This is a genomic window from Rhizobium viscosum, from assembly GCF_014873945.1.
Classification (GTDB): Bacteria; Pseudomonadota; Alphaproteobacteria; order Rhizobiales; family Rhizobiaceae; genus Rhizobium; species Rhizobium viscosum.
This window is the reverse complement of record NZ_JADBEC010000001.1, coordinates 1,368,049-1,384,977: the sequence shown is the minus strand read 5'-3', so window position 1 is coordinate 1,384,977 and position 16,929 is coordinate 1,368,049. Positions and strand designations below refer to the sequence as shown.

The following is a 16,929-nucleotide window of genomic DNA, read 5'->3' as shown; positions in this document are numbered from 1 at the left end:
TCCTGGTCCGGCTGTGCCCGTTCTTGGCGGCGGGTATCATTGCCGTGTCGCCAGGACCGTCGGGTTTGGGCGGAAAGCGGGGTCTGATGGCAAGGCAGAATACGGTCTTCAAGGAAGCCTATAACCGATATGCGGCGGCATTGCGTATGGACACGGCGCTGCCCTCGGAGCCGGAAATCGCAGCCCAGCTTGGAGTCAGCCGCAGCACGGCGCGCGCCATCCTCACGCGTCTTAGCGATGAGGGCATCATCCGCTGGAACAAGCGCCAGAAGATCGTGTTGCGCCAGCCTGTTGACCGCGACTTCTTCCCCTCGGAGGAAACGGATTCACTGCACGACATCATCGAACGCAGCTTCATGCAGCGCATCCTGTCCGATGAGGCAGCACCCGGCATGCAGATCAACGAACTGGAGCTTGCCCGCGAGATCGGCACGGGCACGACCAGTGTGCGTGAATTCCTGATCCGCTTCTCGCGCTTCGGGCTGATCGAAAAGCGGCCGAACAGCCACTGGACGCTAAAGGGTTTTACCCGCGAATTCGCCTTGGAACTCGCCGATGTGCGCGAAATGTTCGAGCTGCATTCGGCTGCCGAGTTCGGCAAGCTTCCTGCCGACCATCAGGCCTGGGCTGCTCTTGCGACCATCAAGGAAGAGCACCTCTCCATGCTCTCAGACATCAACAACCGCTTCAAGGAATTCTCGGTCCTCGACGAGCGCTTCCATCTCTTGATCCACCGCGCCTCGAAGAACCGTTTCATCGCCGATTTCTATGACGCGATCGCCATCATCTTCCACTATCACTATCAATGGAACAAGACGGCCGCCCGCGAACGCAACGAGCGCGCGATCCACGAACACCTCGATTATATCGCAGCACTCGAAGCTCGCGATCAGGCCAGGATCCAGGCCGCCTGTCGCATCCACCTCCGTTCGGCCCGCCAGACATTGTTGCAATCGCTGCCGCAGGGCGCCACGGAAAGCGCCTGAGCAAAGCATCTGAAAAGATGATCATGAAGGAGGTGCCGTGAGGGGGCCGCATCCACCAATCCCAACCGATCAGCCTATCTCTAATGCGACGCAGCCTCGCTCGCAGCACTACCAGCACCCTGCGCCTTCACGCCGCGGCTGATCGGAATGAGCCAAGTGGTCGCAAAGGTCAGCGCCGCCACGACCACGACACCCCAGAAGCTCCAATGCAGCGCCGCATCGAAGATGCCGCGCACTGCCGCATCGCCCGCGAGCTCCGAAAGACCGGTCGGCTCGTTCAGGACATGATGCAGGCGGTTTGCCGCATCGCCCGTCGCGTAATGATTGATACCGGCATTGAGGATCGCGCCGAGCACGGTGGCGCCGAGCGTATTGCCGAGGCTGCGGGCAAAGATGATCGAGGCGGTGGCGCTTCCGCGCATCGACCACTCCACGCTGTCCTGCACCAGAGCGAGGCTGGTGAGGTTGATGAGCCCCATGCCGAAGCCCATGAAGAAGGAGCCGGCGCCGGCCACCGCCGGATGGCTTTCCGGTGTCAGGAACAAGAGGAAGAAGGCGCCGAAGGGAAACATGAAGCTGCCGACCCGCAGCGTATTGCGGATGCCGAATGCCCTGAAGAAGCGGCTGGAGAGCATCACCGACAGCGGCCAGCCGACGACAAGCATGGTCAGCGTGAAACCGGCGACGATCGGCGAGCGGCCGAGCACGCCCTGCACATACATCGGCAGGATCGTCGAAAGACCGATCAGCGCCATGCCGGCAAGCAGCATGCAGGCATTGCTGGTCGCGACAAGCCGCCGGCTCCAGAGCGCGATCGAAATGATCGGTTCCGGCGCCCGCTTCTCCTGCCGCACGAAGAGAATACCGGTCACGACGAAGACGATGGCGAGCGCAATGAGAACCCAGGCCGGTGCATCCGTCTCCGTCAGGATCGTTAAGAGCGCGACGATGGAAATCGAAAACAGGATGGCGCCGAGATAATCGATCTTCGCTTGCCTGTGTGCCACGTCCTCCTTCAGGAAGATCATGAAGGCGATGATCGAGAAGATGCCGATCGGCAGGTTGATCCAGAAGATCCAGGCCCAGGAGATCGTATCGACGATGATGCCGCCGGCAAGCGGTCCGACGACCGCAGAGGTCGCCCAGACTGTCGCCATCACGCCCTGCACCTTGCCGCGTTCCTCCAGCTTGAACAGGTCGCCGATGATTGTCATCGTCACCGGCTGGATCGCGCCCGCACCTAGGCCCTGCACCAGACGGAACACGATGAGCGAGGCCATCGACCAGGCAAGCCCGCAGCAGAGCGAGCCGACGAGGAAAACCAGGATGCCGCCAATCAGCACCGGCTTGCGGCCGAAAATATCCGAAAGCTTGCCGTAGATAACAGTGGTCGTCGACTGCGCCAGCAGGAAGGCTGAAAAGACCCAGCTGTAATAGGTGAAGCCGCCGAGCTGGCCGACGATCCTCGGCATGGCGGTTGCCACGATCGTGGCTTCGATCGCCACCATGAAGGTCGCGAGCATGATCGTGGCAACCACGAGCGTGCGGTTGGATTGCTTCGATGGTGCGGACATGATGAACCTTTCGGAGCTTTCTCCGTGACGAGAAAACTGCTCTCGGCTGGCGGGGCAGGTGCAACGCGGAGTGTCGGCAGTCTTTTATGCTCCTGCTGATAGCAGGTAAAGCGCAAGTGATATGCTTTCTTTTTTGTCGACGCTTTAAACCGCTTCCGACCCCGGCAGATTTCAAATACAAGGCATTTCGCGAAGGAAGTTTCGGTGGGTATCCGCCGGAAAAAGAGCTCTGGCGGGCCTGGGCTCTCGGATGTCAGGATTGCATTTCCGGCAGGTTATTCCCAATTGAAAACCTGATGCAGGCCTGTGAACCGCTCCATCGCGGCTGCGAAGGATTTCGGTTCCGGGTACGGAAATTGGCGAGCTATGATGACGCATGTTTTGGCTGCGAGCGGCGGCGTTAAACAGGTAATTTGCATCAATTGGGGGACACGATACGGGCCGACCTTTATCAACCGGCTATATGCGGCGGTGGCGCGCAACATCACGCCGCCCTTCACCTTCACATGTTTCACCGACTGCCGGGACAATCTCCATCCCGGCATCCTGTGCGAGGACCTGCCGCCTCTGGATGTCGAAATGCCCGTCAATACGAGGGGCATCTGGCCGAAGGCGAGGCTTTGGGGGCCGAAGCTCGGAAGCCTGAGCGGGCCGGTCCTCTATCTGGACCTCGACCAAGTCATCGTCGCTTCTCTTGATGACTTTTTTGGAGTTGGAGGGCCTGACGATGTCATCATGGCCCGCAACCAGACAACGCCTTTCGAAAGGCTCGGCCAGAGCTCGCTCTTTCGCTTTCCGGTCGGCAAGCTCCTGCCACTGCAGGAAAAGTTCAGGGCCAACCCGCAGAAAGTGGCCGATGAATATCAGTATGAACAGCGCTTCGTCACCCGCAATGCGCCCGGCGGCGTGAAATTCTTCCCGCGCAACTGGGTTCTGCATTTCCGGCAGGACTGCCACTGGGCCTTTCCGCTGAACTATTTTCTCGCACCGCACCTGCCATCCAGCGCCCGCGTCGTCCTCTTCCCGCGCGGCTTCCACCCGCAGAATGCCATCGAGGGCAAATTTGGCCCGAGAGGTCGGGCCGAAACGAGGCTCGCTCATATCAAGGGCGTCTTCGACGTCAGCAAACGCGACGGCAAGCAACCCTTCCGCTACCTGCGCCACTACATATTGCCGACACCCTGGGTTGCCGACCATTGGCATGAGTAGGAACGTTAGTTCCGGAGCAGAGCGGAACAATTTCCCGCGCCGAATGTTGTCAGCCCAGGGGAAAAATCTTGGGTGCTCTCATGCGTCCTCTTCTGATCGCAACATTGCTCTCGTATTCATCTTTGACCGCCAACGCGAATGCGTCCGACGCGGACTTTCTGAACTCGCTTGCAGGCGACTGGGATGGAGGCGGAATGGTCCTGACCAAGATTGGCGGCAAGAAGGTCAATGTGTCGTGCAATCTGAAATCCAACGCGAGTGCTTCTGCAATTTCCATGAACGGCACCTGTCGCGCTCTCGCCATCCTCACAAGAAGCTTCTCGGCAAATGTGAAGGCGGCCGGTCAGCGCTACACCGGCAACTACACGGGGCCCTCGGGCCAGCCTTCCAGGCTTGTCGGCAGCAGGAAAGGCGATGCCCTCAACTTCAATGTCACCTGGGCTCGCGTCACCAATGGCGACCGAAGCGCAATCATGATGATCGAAAAGGTGGGCCAGAACGGGCTTCGCCTGCAGACCGTCGATCGCGACCTTGCCTCGGGCCGATCGGTGGTGACGAGCCGCATCGATCTGCAGCGGCAGTAACCCGTGTCTCGGATTTTGTGATGCCCCCCGGCCCGTCGGGACTTACGACCGCTTCCTGATGGCGGCGTAAATGATGTTGCGGTTGGCACCGAACCAGACCGTCTTTTCGGTGTCTTCCGTCGCACTACGATGGGAAATACGCCACATGTCGGCTTCGGAACGCTGGAGGAGCTCCCAGTTCATGTAGGATTCCATGTACCCGTCATCGGCCATCTCGTCGGAAAAGTTGGCAAATAGAAAGACGCCGCCCGGCTTCAGCATGTCCATGCAAATCTGCGTGAGCCGGATTGCCACTTTGTCGGTGAGATAATCGTACAGTCCGGCTGCGTAGATCAGATCGAACGTGCCGATCCGATGTTTTCGTGCGAGCAAGCCGCGCACGGATCCATTGACAGGCTCGACGGAAGTTCCATGGAATTGGCTCGAGATCGAGCCGATACTTTCCGGATCCTGATCAAGAGCTACCCAGCGTTTAAGGCGGCCTTCCGCAAGTGCCTTTGATGCCTCCGCTTCGCGCAGGTGACCGGCAGCGATGGCCAGGACTTCGGTATCCGAACCCGTTCGCGCAGCGGTCTCGTCGACGTAGCGGGTCAGGATGTCGCGACGTTCTCTTACTGCAACCGGGCCGGGAGCGTTTATCGTGTAGTCGAAGATATCCAGGCCGAGACGGGTGGATCTGGCCACTTCTTCGGCCACTGCCGGATGCCCGTAAATGAAGTCGATAAGACTGGCATCACCGGAATAGCCGCGAGGTTTGTCAAAGGACCAACGAGTGAACGGGCACTGCTGGAGGATCTTTGCCGAGGGATGGTCCTGAATGATCGGGATGAGCTTCTGCCACACGGCAGCGCCGAATTTATGACGGACTTCATGAAGCTGGCCGATCAGCCACCTGACTGCATCAGGCAGGTTCTTGCCCGCGGAGAACCGTTGTATTGCGATGTTGATGACGATCGCAAACTCAGCCTCCGCGGTTCGCAGGAGGTCTGTTTCGTCATCTCGGTTCGGTGAGGGAAGCTTATTGCTGAAGGACTCCGGCGTGATCAGGCTTTGGCCATCAAGAGAAAAGAGCGGCTGAGCCACTGAAACCTCACTGGTGAATAAGAGCTTAAAACATTGCGTAAAATCCTCATCATTTTCACGCAAGTCAAGCGTTAAGGTTGGGCCTCGGAGGCAATGCACGTGTTAGCTTTAGAAAATATTAGGGAACCCGAGAGATAGACCGCCCGCTTTGGGGCCATTCGAGCGTTATCGGTTGATGTGGAGTCTGGGTACAGCTATCCAGCTTCAGTCGGCAGTCTGCGGAGGGCAACTGCTGCAAGATGTTGGGTGGCAGGGGCATGATGCACGTGTTAGCCGAGACCGCAGCTGCTACCGTGTGGCCGACGCTGTCGCCAGAGCGGTTGCGTTGCCTTTATGAGGAGAAGAGCGAGAGCGGCCGAAAGAGCGCGACGCGTAAAGGCCTCTGGACAGCGGTCGCTGTTTACCTCGCATATTCCTTCACGGACTATCTTTTTATCGGCGATGTCGTCCGGTACACGGTCGCCGGCCGGCTGGCGGTTGGCGTCAGTGCGTTATGCGTGCTGGAATTCCTGCTCTACCGCAAAGCAAAAGCCGATACGGTCGACATGGCCGCGGCGGTGTCGGTGCTCGCAGCCTATCTTGTCTGGCTTCTCACCGCCCAGATGACCGCGGCCGGGGATGCGTTCTCATATTATATGGTGTTTGGCGCGATCTTCATGATGAGCGTCAACTTGTTCTTCAGTTTCCGGTTTCCGGTTGCTCTTGCGGCCTCCGCAACGAACGTGCTCATCTTCACTGGCGCCCTCTATCTGTTTGCGCCCATGTTGCTTCTCCACAAGCTCATCCTCGGCGCGTTCTGTATTTCCTGCTTTGTTTTCACGTCTTACGTGAATCTTCAGCTCAACAGGGAGCGCTACAAAGTCTTCCTCAATGCATTTGAAGCGAGTTTGCAGCAAGCTGCCGCCGACGAAAGAGGCAGGGCTCTTTTGCACCTCTCGAACACGGACTCGTTGACCGGCCTCGAAAATCGCCGGGCAGTGGATCAACGTCTGCGTGATCATTGGCAACGCTGGCAGGACGACAGGGTGCCCTTTGCCGTCCTGCTTATCGATGTGGATTATTTCAAACGCTATAACGACTGCTACGGCCATCAGGAAGGTGACCGCTGTCTCATCGCTGTCTCCGAGCTTCTTCGAAGTGTGGCCGAGTCCTGGGACTCGATCATCGGGCGATACGGCGGTGAGGAATTCATCGTCATCACACCGATGCCGAATTCAGAACGAGCGGTCGAGCTTGCAGAAGCAATGTGTGCCGCCGTTATGTCCTTGGCCTGGCCACACGAACACAGGCGGGACGGGACCACTGTCATCACGGTGAGTGTCGGCGTGTCCTATACGCGGGACGAGAGCAAGCAGGTCGAGAAGGTCATTCACGAAGCGGATCGCGCGCTTTACGCCGCCAAGGCTGCGGGCCGCAACACCCTGGTTGTCTTCGATCCCGAAGATCCCGAGAGCAGCGATGACAGCGAGGATATAGCTGCGACCCTGAAGATCGCGCTCGATCACGGCCTTGTCTCTCTCGTGTACCAGCCGATCCGCAACGTCCAGACGGGCAAGACGGACGCTGTCGAAGCCTTGATGCGTTTGAGCATGTTGGATGGAACGTCCGTACCGCCTGTCAAATTCATCCCGGTCGCCGAAAGAACGGGTTCAATCGTCGAACTCGGCCGGTGGGCAATCCGCACTGTTTGCCGGGACTTGCTGGCGGCCGACCTCGTGCAGGTCGCGAGCGTCAACGTTTCCCCGATCGAACTCAAGACGCCGGGTTTCGCCACCTATGTGGCGGCAACGCTGGCAGAATTCGGCGTGACGGGCGCCCGGCTTGCTTTCGAGATTACCGAGGGCGTGGAGTTGGAAATCGACCAGGACGTCGTTCGTTGCATCAGCGACCTGAGAAAGCTCGGTGCTCAGGTCTGGCTTGACGATTTTGGCACAGGCTTCGCAGGTCTCTCGTGGCTCCGTCTCATAGAGTTCGACACCGTCAAGATCGATCGATCCTTCCTCCATGACTGCAATACGGAAAGAGGCAAGAGGATGTTGCTCGACATCATCAGCCTGCTGCGTAATCGCGGCGTGCAGATCCTCATTGAAGGCGTCGAGACCATCGAACATCAGCGGCTGATGCAGCAGTACGGGATCAACCAGATTCAAGGCTATTTCATAGGAAGGCCCGCGCCGGCAGCCCAGCTCGAAGCTGATAACGTGCTGCAGTTCAGCATGATCAGGAACCTTGACTCAAAACGCCTGTTCCGGAATGGGTCATAGGTTCAGCCCGCTTCAGGGCCTCCACGGACGACGGCTGCCGTGCCGGGCCGGCCCGGCCCACCTTGCCTTCCGTGCGGCGAGCCGCCGATAGAGTGAACGTCGCCCTGCGTCGGCTGTATCGCGTCGAACTGCATCGCATTTGTTATGAACAGCCGTCGTCGCGCATTCTGCCTCTGATCGGTCTCAGCGGAACGACCATGACTGGCAGCGCAATCACCCGCACACTGTCGAGCACGAGTCAGGGATGGCAAGTTTCCCGGTCCGATACGGGCGTCGGGACGGGCGCGTCTCACCGCCTCGAACGGCTGCGCCGCCGGTAGGATTATCGCCGTCAGGGGTTTTCGCGAAATTCGAAATGTCAGCCTGTGCCGCGATACCAGAGCGCAGCTCATTCGGCGAGTAGCAAATCTACCGATGATCTCGGTCAAGGTGGGATCGGCCCACCGCTTACGGTCAACGGGCATCCAAACGGCCAGATCAATGACCTGCTGCGGTGGGTCTACGTCGCAAGCCCGAACTCAAAGACGTGACCAGAAAGCACGGCATATCCTACACCAACGTATGGTTATGGAACACACACTAACGGGATAATTTTCATCCATCGCATCACTGCCTTCCCCGGTCGGGTCGGCCGGTTGGCTGAACCTAACTTTGCTGGAATCGCTAAATCCCGGTGCAGCCCAAACCGCCAGTTGGCGATTCAGGGGCAGGAGCCCCCATGACCATGAATGTCACCAATCATCCTGCGAACACAAACCTGAAAACTTCAGATGAGAGCGATCAAGCGGAGACAGGGACACCTGTTCCGCCGACGCGAAAGCCGAAATGGCGAATGCTGGTGCTGGGTACGATAGGGATGGTGGCGCTTGGTGCAGCGGCCTATGGCGGCTGGAAATACTGGACAGTGTGGCAATTCGAACAATCGACGGACGATGCATATGTGCAGGCCGATGTGGTCGCGATAGCGCCACAGGTGGCGGGCTATATCCAGACGCTTCTTGTCAATGACAATCAGCCGGTCAAAGCCGGTGACGTTCTCGCTACGATTGATCCGCGCGACTTTCAGGCGGCGGTCGATCAGGCCAAGGCGGATGTCGCCGAGGCCGAAGCGGCCATCGGCAGTATTGCCGCCCAACTTAGCGAACAAAAGGCCCTGATCGATGAAGCGCAAGCGACGATCAATACCGACCAGGCATCCGAGGTGTTCGCTGAACAGAACAACCAGCGCTTTATGACCCTGTCAAAAACGGGTTCGGCAACAGTGGAAGAGGCCCAACAGGCGGCGTCGCAGGCCGATTCGGCGAAGGCCGTCGTAGTCAAGGACAAGGCTGCACTGGTCGCCGCGCAGAAGCAGATCGCCACGCTCGATGCTCAACAGTCCGAAGCACAAGCAACTCTTGGTCACAATCGTGCCGCGCTGGCTCAGGCCGAACTCAATCTGGGATATACGGTGCTACGAGCACCCGTCGACGGAGTTGTCGGCGCGCGGGCAGTCCGGGTTGGCCTCTACGCCCAGCCTGGTCAACAGTTGCTGGCCGTGGTTCCGCTCCAGGCGGCCTATGTCGTCGCCAATTACAAGGAGACCCAGCTCGCCAACGTCAAGCCAGGCGAACCGGTCAGGATCGACGTGGATACATTTTCAGGTATCACCGTGCGCGGCATCGTAAACAGCCTAGCGCCGGCAAGCGGTCAGGAGTTCGCCTTGCTGCCGCCCGACAATGCGACCGGCAACTTTACCAAGATCGTCCAGCGTGTTCCCGTCAAGATCACCATCGACAAGTCGGATCCACTTGCCGGCCGCCTGCTTCCGGGGATGTCGGTAACGACCACAATCAAGGTTGGACCGGCCGTTGATAGCAACCCTCCTGGGAACGCAGGCAAGTAATTCTTGGGAGGTCTACGGCGATGGCGGGCATGGAGACATCTGGAGTTGAGCGCGAGGCGGGCGCCAGCATGCGCACTTGGATCGCGGTTGGCGGCTGTATGGTGGGGGCGCTGATTGCCGTCCTCGACATTCAGATCACCAATTCCTCGCTTCCACAGATCGAAGGCGGAATCGGTACCGGTTCCGACAACGGCACCTGGATCTCGACCGCCTATCTGATCGGCGAAATCATCATGATCCCGCTGACGGACTATCTGAGCCGCGTCTTCACCTTCCGCCGCGCCTTGCTGGGCAATCTCGGCCTGTTCCTGTTGTTTTCCGTCTGCTGCGCCTTTGCCACGAACCTATCGGAAATGATCATGTTCCGTGGATTGCAGGGCCTCACGGGCGGGGTGATGATTCCGATGGCCTTCACTCGCGTGTTGACGACGATCCCGCGGCGCCAGCAGCCGACGGGGTTAGCGGCTTTCGCGCTGACTGCGACCTTCGGACCAGCAATCGGACCGACCATCGGCGGCTACCTGACCGAAAACTACGGATGGCAGTATATCTTCTTCATCAACCTTGTCCCCGGGGCGTTGATGTTTGGCTTGCTCTATCCGACGCTGGAACGAACCAAGATGAACCTCGCATTGCTGCGTGACGGCGACTGGCTCGGCATCGCATTCATGGCGGTTGGCTTGGCATCGCTGCAAACAGTGCTCGATGAAGGCAACAAGGACGACTGGTTCGGGTCACCCTACATAGTGTACTTGGCCATCCTGGCAGCCATTGCACTGACGATTTTCATCATCATCGAGTTGGTCGTCGAGAAACCTGCTGTCCAACTACGTCTGCTTGCGCACCGAAATTTTGGATTGGGTACGCTCGCCAATATCATTGTCGGCTTCGCCCTCTACGGCTCGGTGTACGTGCTGCCTGCGTACCTAAACGGAGTTCAAGGCTACAATGCCGAGCAAACGGGCTTGGTGCTGGCCTGGGCCGGCCTGCCGCAGCTTCTGATCATCCCCTTCGTGCCTTTGCTGCAAAAGCACTTCGATCGGCGTGCCATCGTGTCCGTCGGCCTGGCTATCTTCGCAGCGAGCTGCTTTCTGAACACGCATCTGAGCTTCGACGACGGTGGTCCCCAGTTCATGATTACCAACATCGTGCGTGCAATTGGTCAGGCCGTGGTGATCGCACCGTTGATCGGTATCGCAACTATTGGAATCCCCAGAGAGCAATCAGGAGCGGCATCCGGGCTGTTCAACATGATGCGAAGCCTCGGTGGCGCAGTGGGAACGGCCACACTGGCAACGATCATCACCAAACGTGAACAATTCCATTCCAATATCATCGGCCAGTCGGTCACGCCCTATGGAAACAACGTCGGGCAGTTTCTGACGGACATGCAGCAGTATTTTTTGGCGCATGGCGCCGGTGATATCGGTCATGCGCATCATGAGGCCGAGATCTTGCTAGGCACGCTCGTCCAGCAACAATCCTTCGTCATGGCATTTTCCGACACATTCTATATACTCGGAGTGCTGCTGTCGCTCGCAGTCGTCGTGGTCCTTTTGACACGAGGGCCTTCGCCGACTTAGGTAAGTTCGGAGATGAGCCGACGCCAGCGATCACGCCTGCATCGCGCGCTTCGATATCGAACTCGAACAATGGTTGGTCGATCGCCAATGGTTCATCAAGCTCAACCTGCTTTCGGGCGAGCTGGAGATCCATCGTGACAGCGGCATCGTTCCCATGGGCGACGCGCGGCTGGCGGAAATTCGCTTCGAGCTCGCCCGCGCGGCCCAGGGCAGGGAGCCGTCCAAGGACAACATCGTCGATGCCCTGGTGCTGATCGGCGAGCGGCGAGCCTATCATCCGGTGCACGACTATCTCGCCCGTCTTCAATGGGATCGAAAGCCGCGCATCGACACCTGGCTCGTCGATTATTTCGGCGCCGAGGACACGCCGCTCAACCGCGCCTTCGGCCGCAAGATCCTTTGCGCTGCTGTTCGCCGCGTCAGGCATCCGGGCTGCAAATTCGATCACATGCTCGTCGTCGAGGGTCCCCAGGGCATCGGCAAATCCTCGGCCATCCTGGCGCTCTGCCATGACAGCGACTGGTTCACCGACCAGCTCGAAATCGGCGCCGATGCCAAAGTGACCATCGAAAAAACCGCCGGCCACTGGATTCTGGAAATGCCCGAACTCGACGGCCTGAGCCGCCGCGACACCAACCGCGTCAAATCCTTCATCCCCACGATGATAGATAGCGCCAGGCTCTCCTATGGCCGCTTTACAACCAAACGCCAACGGCAATTCATCCTCTTCGGCACCACCAACGAAAGCCGCTACCTGACCGACACCACCGGCAACCGCCGCTTCTGGATCGTCCGGGCAACGGCTGCCGATCCCTCGGGCATTGCGGCGGCGCGAGACCCGTTATGGGCGGAGGCTGCGGAGAGGGAGGCGGGTGAGAACCTGTGTCTGGATAATCAGGCATTGCGGAATGCAGCGGCTGGTGTTGCCCATGAATCGTCGGATTTCGGGCCGTGGCTGGAGATCCTTCGCGAGCGCATTCCGGAGGGTCCGCTGAAGATCAAGGCGACGGATGTCTGGAAGATGGTCGGCTTCGATGGTCCGGAAACCATCAATAAGCTGACGAAGGTTCATCACGCCCATATGCGTGCGGCGATGGTCGGCCTGGGGTTCGAGAAGAGGGACAACGGCCTTCGCTTTCGCGACGGCGAGAAAAAGACGGCCTATGTTCGCGGCGATCCGGAGGGGGCCCGGGAATGGAGCCCTGACAGGCATGAGCCGGCATATGGTTACGGCTCGACTTTCTGACGCGCACCGACCCTGACAACCCGGCCATCGAGCCGGGTTTCTTGTTTCCCTAGGGATGGCGAACCTCCTCCAGGCCTGGAACCTCCTCCAGTGAACGCAGATTTTGGAGGAGGTTCATGGAGGTGGAGGGCGTATGGCGGAGGTGACCTCATCCGGATCAAGTTGTTGATTATAAATTGTTATCACCTGCTGGAGGAGGTGGAGGAGGTTGTTTGCTGAAAGGTGCCGGAAGCGGTTTTGCCGGCTTGTACAGGGCGAAATACAGGGTGCTTCCGGCCACTCTTGGAAAATGCGTTCTAACCTCCTCCACCTCCTCCGCGGATCGATGGCTGCGTCAACTTTATCCTGTGCTCGCAAACGTCGCATTCAGCATTTAGCACGCGGAATAAGCGATTTGTTAACGCGCAAAATTTAGAGTTGTGACAATTAATGTCTCGTATTTAGGTTGCTCAGGCATGATGCCCCAAGCTCTTCCGTGCCGCGAATTCCGATGGAGGGAGTTCCGGTACCAGAGGAACGAAAATGACCGCGATCTCTTCAGCGAACAATGCGGCACTGCTCATCCTGCAGCAGACGAACGCATCCTTGCTTCCCACCAAACAGCAAGCCGGGAAATCGGCTGCCGATACAATCGCAGCCATCGCTAACGGCGTTTCCAGTCAAACAAGCGCCGTAAAGACGCAGGCCTCATCGACAATCAACAGCGCGCTGCTCGACGTCAAAGAGAGCAACGACGGGATCGTCTCGAGCGCACTCGATTTCCTGGATTCGGACAACTTCAAAACCAGCGATGCCAGTGTTACCGACGTCATCAAGAAGCTGATCAATGACGATGGGGACAAATTTGCCTCGCTTGTGAAAGCCGAAAAGGCGCAGCATCCCAATATCAGCGATGACAATGCGATCGCCAACGCCATTCAGCGCCTGATCCGGGACAACAGATCCAAGTTCGGCGACGGCGAATTCGTGATCGGCTTCAAGCTTGGAAGCGGTGGCGGGATCATCTCGAACATCGAAGACAAGAATGGAAACAGCACCAGCAAGACCCTTACGGCAGCATTGAAGGCGGCCCAATCCTCGCTGACCGAGGCGGCGGAAGTCATCAACAGCTCGGATGGAACCAATACCGACGCCTTGAAGGCGGCATCCGCAGCTCTGAACAACAGCAATTTTGGCAAGGCCACGAAGGACTTTGGGGCTTGGGTCGACGAGTGGATGAATGCGTTTGGCTTTCGAGGCTGATTATAATCCTGATATCTATGAAAAGGCCCAGATCGAATGTCGATCTGGGCCGATTTCGTTCAGGGGAACCTCGTCGCGGGCCAGCGTCAGTGACACCAGCGCCTGGCAATTGGCGCGCTTGCCCAGCATCGACGCATATTACGGCGCGACCTCTACCGAGTGGTCGCCCTTCTTTGGAAGGCCCGTATCGTCGATCACCAGAAATGCATCTGGGGCCCCGACTATTCTGTCAGCTACACGGCCAATTCCGCCTCAAGAGGGCAGGCGTCCCAAATGCCATCCGAGATGAAATGATGTAGGCGTCGTAGCGATCAGGCGCAAGCCGTTGCGCCCTCGGTTTGATACTCTTGCGGTCTCTCTGCCTGATCAGGCCAGAAACATAGATTGGGCACATCTGCCGACGCTTCTTGTGGTCAAGCTTCTCAACGAACGGCTTCGCCATTCCGTCAGTGCAACATCCTGCTCTGCCATCCTTCGTGCCCCTGTTGGAATACCAAAGATGGTCGATCATCGTTAACCGAGGATTCATCTGCCAAAGTAGTACTATGGTTCCACCAGTCCCAAGCGGACTAAGACAGGAGCGGAAGAGATTCTAAGTTTCGGATAAAGCCGTCCCTTCAGCTGAACCTTTAACCATTAAGAAGCTTTATTCACAAACATAAAATCGTGCGGACTTAGCTGTTCCTGTAACCCGTATCCCATTGAATTCAGGTAAATCGTCAGCTTTGCAATATTCCTACACTCAATACACATATATTTGAACCTAAAAACCTCATGATCTATTCCTTTAAGAACCTCTATTTCTGCGCCCTCTACATCTAAAGACAAGAAATCAATTTGTTTAGGTGCGTTAGACGTGATTAAAAGCTCGTTCAAAGGTTTAGCGACTGCACCGAATGTGAAAATCCTATCAGTGCTTGCTAAAAATTGTTTCCCTATCTCAGCGTGAGCCATTGGGTCCGGTATATCAGACTCAAGTCCAATTGGAGCAGACATAAGGTTTGCAAATGCCATCTCGACAAAGCGATCTTTGTAGTCAAATGAAACGCACGCATTGCAAAAAATATGATTACTTGTTGCTCGATTAGCAAGGCACTTTAGATAGTTATGAGGTGTTGGTTCAACTAATACACCCCTCCAGTTTTTATGGCGCTCGAAATATAAAGTGTTGGACTGATCGACCCCATCATTCGCACCTAACTCCACATAAAATCCATCATTATATGGGATATACTTTTCAATCTTCGCATCCAAACCGTTTAGGCCGTAATACATCTTCGTTAAACTCGCATATTTTAGTTGCGTTTCTTATTGTTGGTGAGAAGGTAGTGCCGTATCATCCACTATTTTTCATCAGTTCACCGAATTTAGATTAGTCCAGAACTTGGCGGCCATAGTTGCTGTTGATTTGCTGTAATAACGCTGGATCATCGGCAAGCTTGAGCCAATTTGTCGAGCCAAGGTATGAATCTCGATGATTCTGTCAATAGTTCTTGGGCGGTACAGGTGTGTCTAGCACTACATTGGCAGATTGAGGCAACGTTGTTGAGATTGTGTCTGCACCTTTGATCGCAGGTGCCGATGACAGATATAAACACAGAGCTTTCGCTGTTTTTACAGCCGTTTATCGATCGGTTTGGGCGGAAAGCGCTGCGCCATGTGCCCGCTTTACATCGCCGGCCTGATCGGTTCGGAAGACCGCAAAAGCATCGAGCCGATGGGTCTCGCGTCTGCAGGGAAGCTTGATCGTCGCGGCTTTTTGATGGGGGTGTAGCTGCTTGGGGCAATGGCCAGCGGAAATAGAATACACCGTGCCGGGACTTGAGAATGTGGGGCGGGCTGTACAAAGAAATGTCTCGCCGGAATGTCCCACCTGTGGAAACCAGTGTTCAAGTCTTTGATTTTAAAGAAAAATGGTGCCGCTTACGTGACTCGAACACGTGACCCCATCATTACGAATGATGTGCTCTACCGACTGAGCTAAAGCGGCAATCCGGCGGGCGAAGCGTTCGGCCCGCGATTTGCATGGGGCTGATACAGGCATTGTCTGAAGATTTCAAGCACCCTCTTATGCCCCGTGGCAAAAAAGCTGAAGCCTGTGGAAAGGCCCCCATTCAGTGGAAAGGCTTGGCACGTCACAGCGCCAGCCGGGTGCGGGCGGCCTGATATTCCGCTTCCAGCCGGTCGACCAGCTTCGCAACCGGTTCCACCGCCTTGATCGCGCCAATGCCCTGGCCGCTGCCCCAGATGTCCTTCCAGGCCTTTGCGCCGCCCGTCGCCTGTTCGAAATCCATCTTCGAGGGGTCTGCGTCAGGCAGGTTGTCGGGGTCGAGGCCGGCGGCACGAATGGAGGGCCTCAGGTAGTTGCCGTGCACGCCGGTGAAATAGTTCGAATAGACGACATCGGCGGCGGCACCTTCGACGATCGCCTGCTTGTAGGCATCGGAGGCGCGTGCCTCCTCGGTCGCGATGAAGGGGGTGCCGATATAGGCCATGTCGGCGCCCATTGCCTCAGCGGCCAGAATGGCGCCGCCGGTTGCAATTGCGCCTGCCAGCAGCAGCGGGCCGTCGAACCAGGAGCGGATTTCCTGCACCAGTGCGAAGGGAGAAAGCGTGCCCGCATGCCCGCCCGCACCCGCCGCAACGGCAATCAGCCCGTCCGCACCCTTGCGGATCGCCGAATTGGCATGGCGGTTGTTGATGACGTCGTGCAGCACGATACCGCCATAGGAATGCACGGCCGCATTCACTTCCGGCACGGCGCCGAGCGAGGAAATGACGATTGGCACCTTGTATTTCACGCAGAGCATCAGATCGTGCTCCAGCCGCTTGTTCGACATATGGACGATCTGGTTGACCGCAAAGGGGGCCGCCGGCCGCTCCGGATGCCTGGCATTATAATGGGCGAGATCCTCGGTGATCATGGCCAGCCACTCGTCGAGCTGGCTTTCCGGCCGCGCGTTCAAGGCCGGAAAGGCGCCGATCACGCCGGCCTTGCATTGCGCCAGCGTCAGCGCCGGATGGGAGACGATGAAAAGCGGCGAGCCGATAACAGGCAGTCTCAGATTGTTCTTGAGGATCGGGGGCAGGGCCATGCTTTCACCGCTTTTTGACGTTTACGAAAACGTCAATTGATTAGCAGAGGCAGCGCCCGAGGAAAAGAGCGGGAACGGAAGAAGCGCGCACTCTTTTCCGTAATCCTGTCCACTTTCATATTATCTAATGAAAGCGTGCGGAGTTTGCCGTAGCGGCCCTTATCCCCCGCCGATGCGC

The 16,929-nt window shown here is 57.5% G+C and carries 12 protein-coding genes, 1 tRNA gene and 2 pseudogenes; 9 read left to right on the top strand and 6 right to left on the bottom strand.

Annotated elements, in window-relative coordinates:
* Positions 1-86 precede the first annotated feature (86 nt).
* Positions 87-986 (top strand): GntR family transcriptional regulator, encoded by a 900-nt coding sequence (locus H4W29_RS06945; protein WP_192728269.1) that lies wholly within the window; start codon positions 87-89, stop codon positions 984-986.
* 80 nt (positions 987-1,066) lie between these two features.
* Here H4W29_RS06945 and H4W29_RS06940 read toward each other — a convergent pair whose 3' ends face one another.
* Positions 1,067-2,560: an MDR family MFS transporter gene (locus H4W29_RS06940; RefSeq protein ID WP_192728268.1), complete on the bottom strand. Its 1,494-nt coding sequence runs from the start codon at positions 2,558-2,560 to the stop codon at positions 1,067-1,069.
* Positions 2,561-2,926: 366 nt separating this feature from the next.
* On the opposite strand from H4W29_RS06940, the gene H4W29_RS06935 reads away from it, so the two are divergent.
* Positions 2,927-3,769: a glycosyl transferase gene (locus H4W29_RS06935; protein ID WP_192728267.1), complete on the top strand. Its 843-nt coding sequence runs from the start codon at positions 2,927-2,929 to the stop codon at positions 3,767-3,769.
* Between the two features lie 80 nt (positions 3,770-3,849).
* Positions 3,850-4,353, top strand: a complete 504-nt coding sequence (locus H4W29_RS06930) for a hypothetical protein (protein ID WP_192728266.1) — start codon at positions 3,850-3,852, stop codon at positions 4,351-4,353.
* Between the two features lie 42 nt (positions 4,354-4,395).
* Here H4W29_RS06930 and H4W29_RS06925 read toward each other — a convergent pair whose 3' ends face one another.
* A complete protein-coding gene (locus H4W29_RS06925; RefSeq protein WP_192728265.1) occupies positions 4,396-5,436 on the bottom strand; it encodes a class I SAM-dependent methyltransferase in 1,041 nt (346 codons plus the stop codon).
* Between the two features lie 257 nt (positions 5,437-5,693).
* Between H4W29_RS06925 and H4W29_RS06920 the strand changes: the two genes are divergently transcribed.
* The 5 genes from H4W29_RS06920 (at position 5,694) to H4W29_RS06900 (ending at position 13,656) form a co-directional block, all read left to right on the top strand.
* The gene (locus H4W29_RS06920; protein WP_376776579.1) at positions 5,694-7,700 is read left to right on the top strand and encodes a putative bifunctional diguanylate cyclase/phosphodiesterase; all 2,007 of its coding nucleotides are present in this window, start codon (positions 5,694-5,696) and stop codon (positions 7,698-7,700) included.
* Positions 7,701-8,418: 718 nt separating this feature from the next.
* Positions 8,419-9,585: an HlyD family secretion protein gene (locus H4W29_RS06915; protein WP_192728264.1), complete on the top strand. Its 1,167-nt coding sequence runs from the start codon at positions 8,419-8,421 to the stop codon at positions 9,583-9,585.
* A gap of 20 nt (positions 9,586-9,605) precedes the next feature.
* Positions 9,606-11,168, top strand: coding sequence for a DHA2 family efflux MFS transporter permease subunit (locus tag H4W29_RS06910; RefSeq protein ID WP_192728263.1), 1,563 nt, complete (start codon positions 9,606-9,608; stop codon positions 11,166-11,168).
* 73 nt (positions 11,169-11,241) lie between these two features.
* Positions 11,242-12,414: a VapE domain-containing protein gene (locus tag H4W29_RS06905; RefSeq protein WP_192728262.1), complete on the top strand. Its 1,173-nt coding sequence runs from the start codon at positions 11,242-11,244 to the stop codon at positions 12,412-12,414.
* A 522-nt stretch (positions 12,415-12,936) separates the two neighbouring features.
* On the top strand, positions 12,937-13,656 hold the full coding sequence (locus H4W29_RS06900; protein ID WP_192728261.1) for a hypothetical protein: 720 nt from the start codon (positions 12,937-12,939) through the stop codon (positions 13,654-13,656).
* A 60-nt stretch (positions 13,657-13,716) separates the two neighbouring features.
* Here H4W29_RS06900 and H4W29_RS06895 read toward each other — a convergent pair.
* A pseudogene (locus tag H4W29_RS06895) lies at positions 13,717-14,127 on the bottom strand (transposase); the annotation flags it as partial.
* A gap of 165 nt (positions 14,128-14,292) precedes the next feature.
* Positions 14,293-14,931 (bottom strand): FkbM family methyltransferase, encoded by a 639-nt coding sequence (locus H4W29_RS06890; protein ID WP_192728260.1) that lies wholly within the window; start codon positions 14,929-14,931, stop codon positions 14,293-14,295.
* Positions 14,932-15,237: 306 nt separating this feature from the next.
* Here H4W29_RS06890 and H4W29_RS34295 point away from each other — a divergent pair.
* Positions 15,238-15,376 (top strand): annotated as a pseudogene (locus H4W29_RS34295) (IS701 family transposase); the annotation flags it as partial.
* A gap of 194 nt (positions 15,377-15,570) precedes the next feature.
* On the opposite strand, the gene H4W29_RS06885 reads toward H4W29_RS34295, so the two are convergent.
* A tRNA-Thr gene (locus H4W29_RS06885) sits at positions 15,571-15,646 on the bottom strand.
* A gap of 145 nt (positions 15,647-15,791) precedes the next feature.
* Entirely contained in the window at positions 15,792-16,751 is a 960-nt protein-coding gene (locus H4W29_RS06880) for an NAD(P)H-dependent flavin oxidoreductase (RefSeq protein WP_192728259.1), read from the bottom strand.
* Positions 16,752-16,929 lie beyond the last annotated feature (178 nt).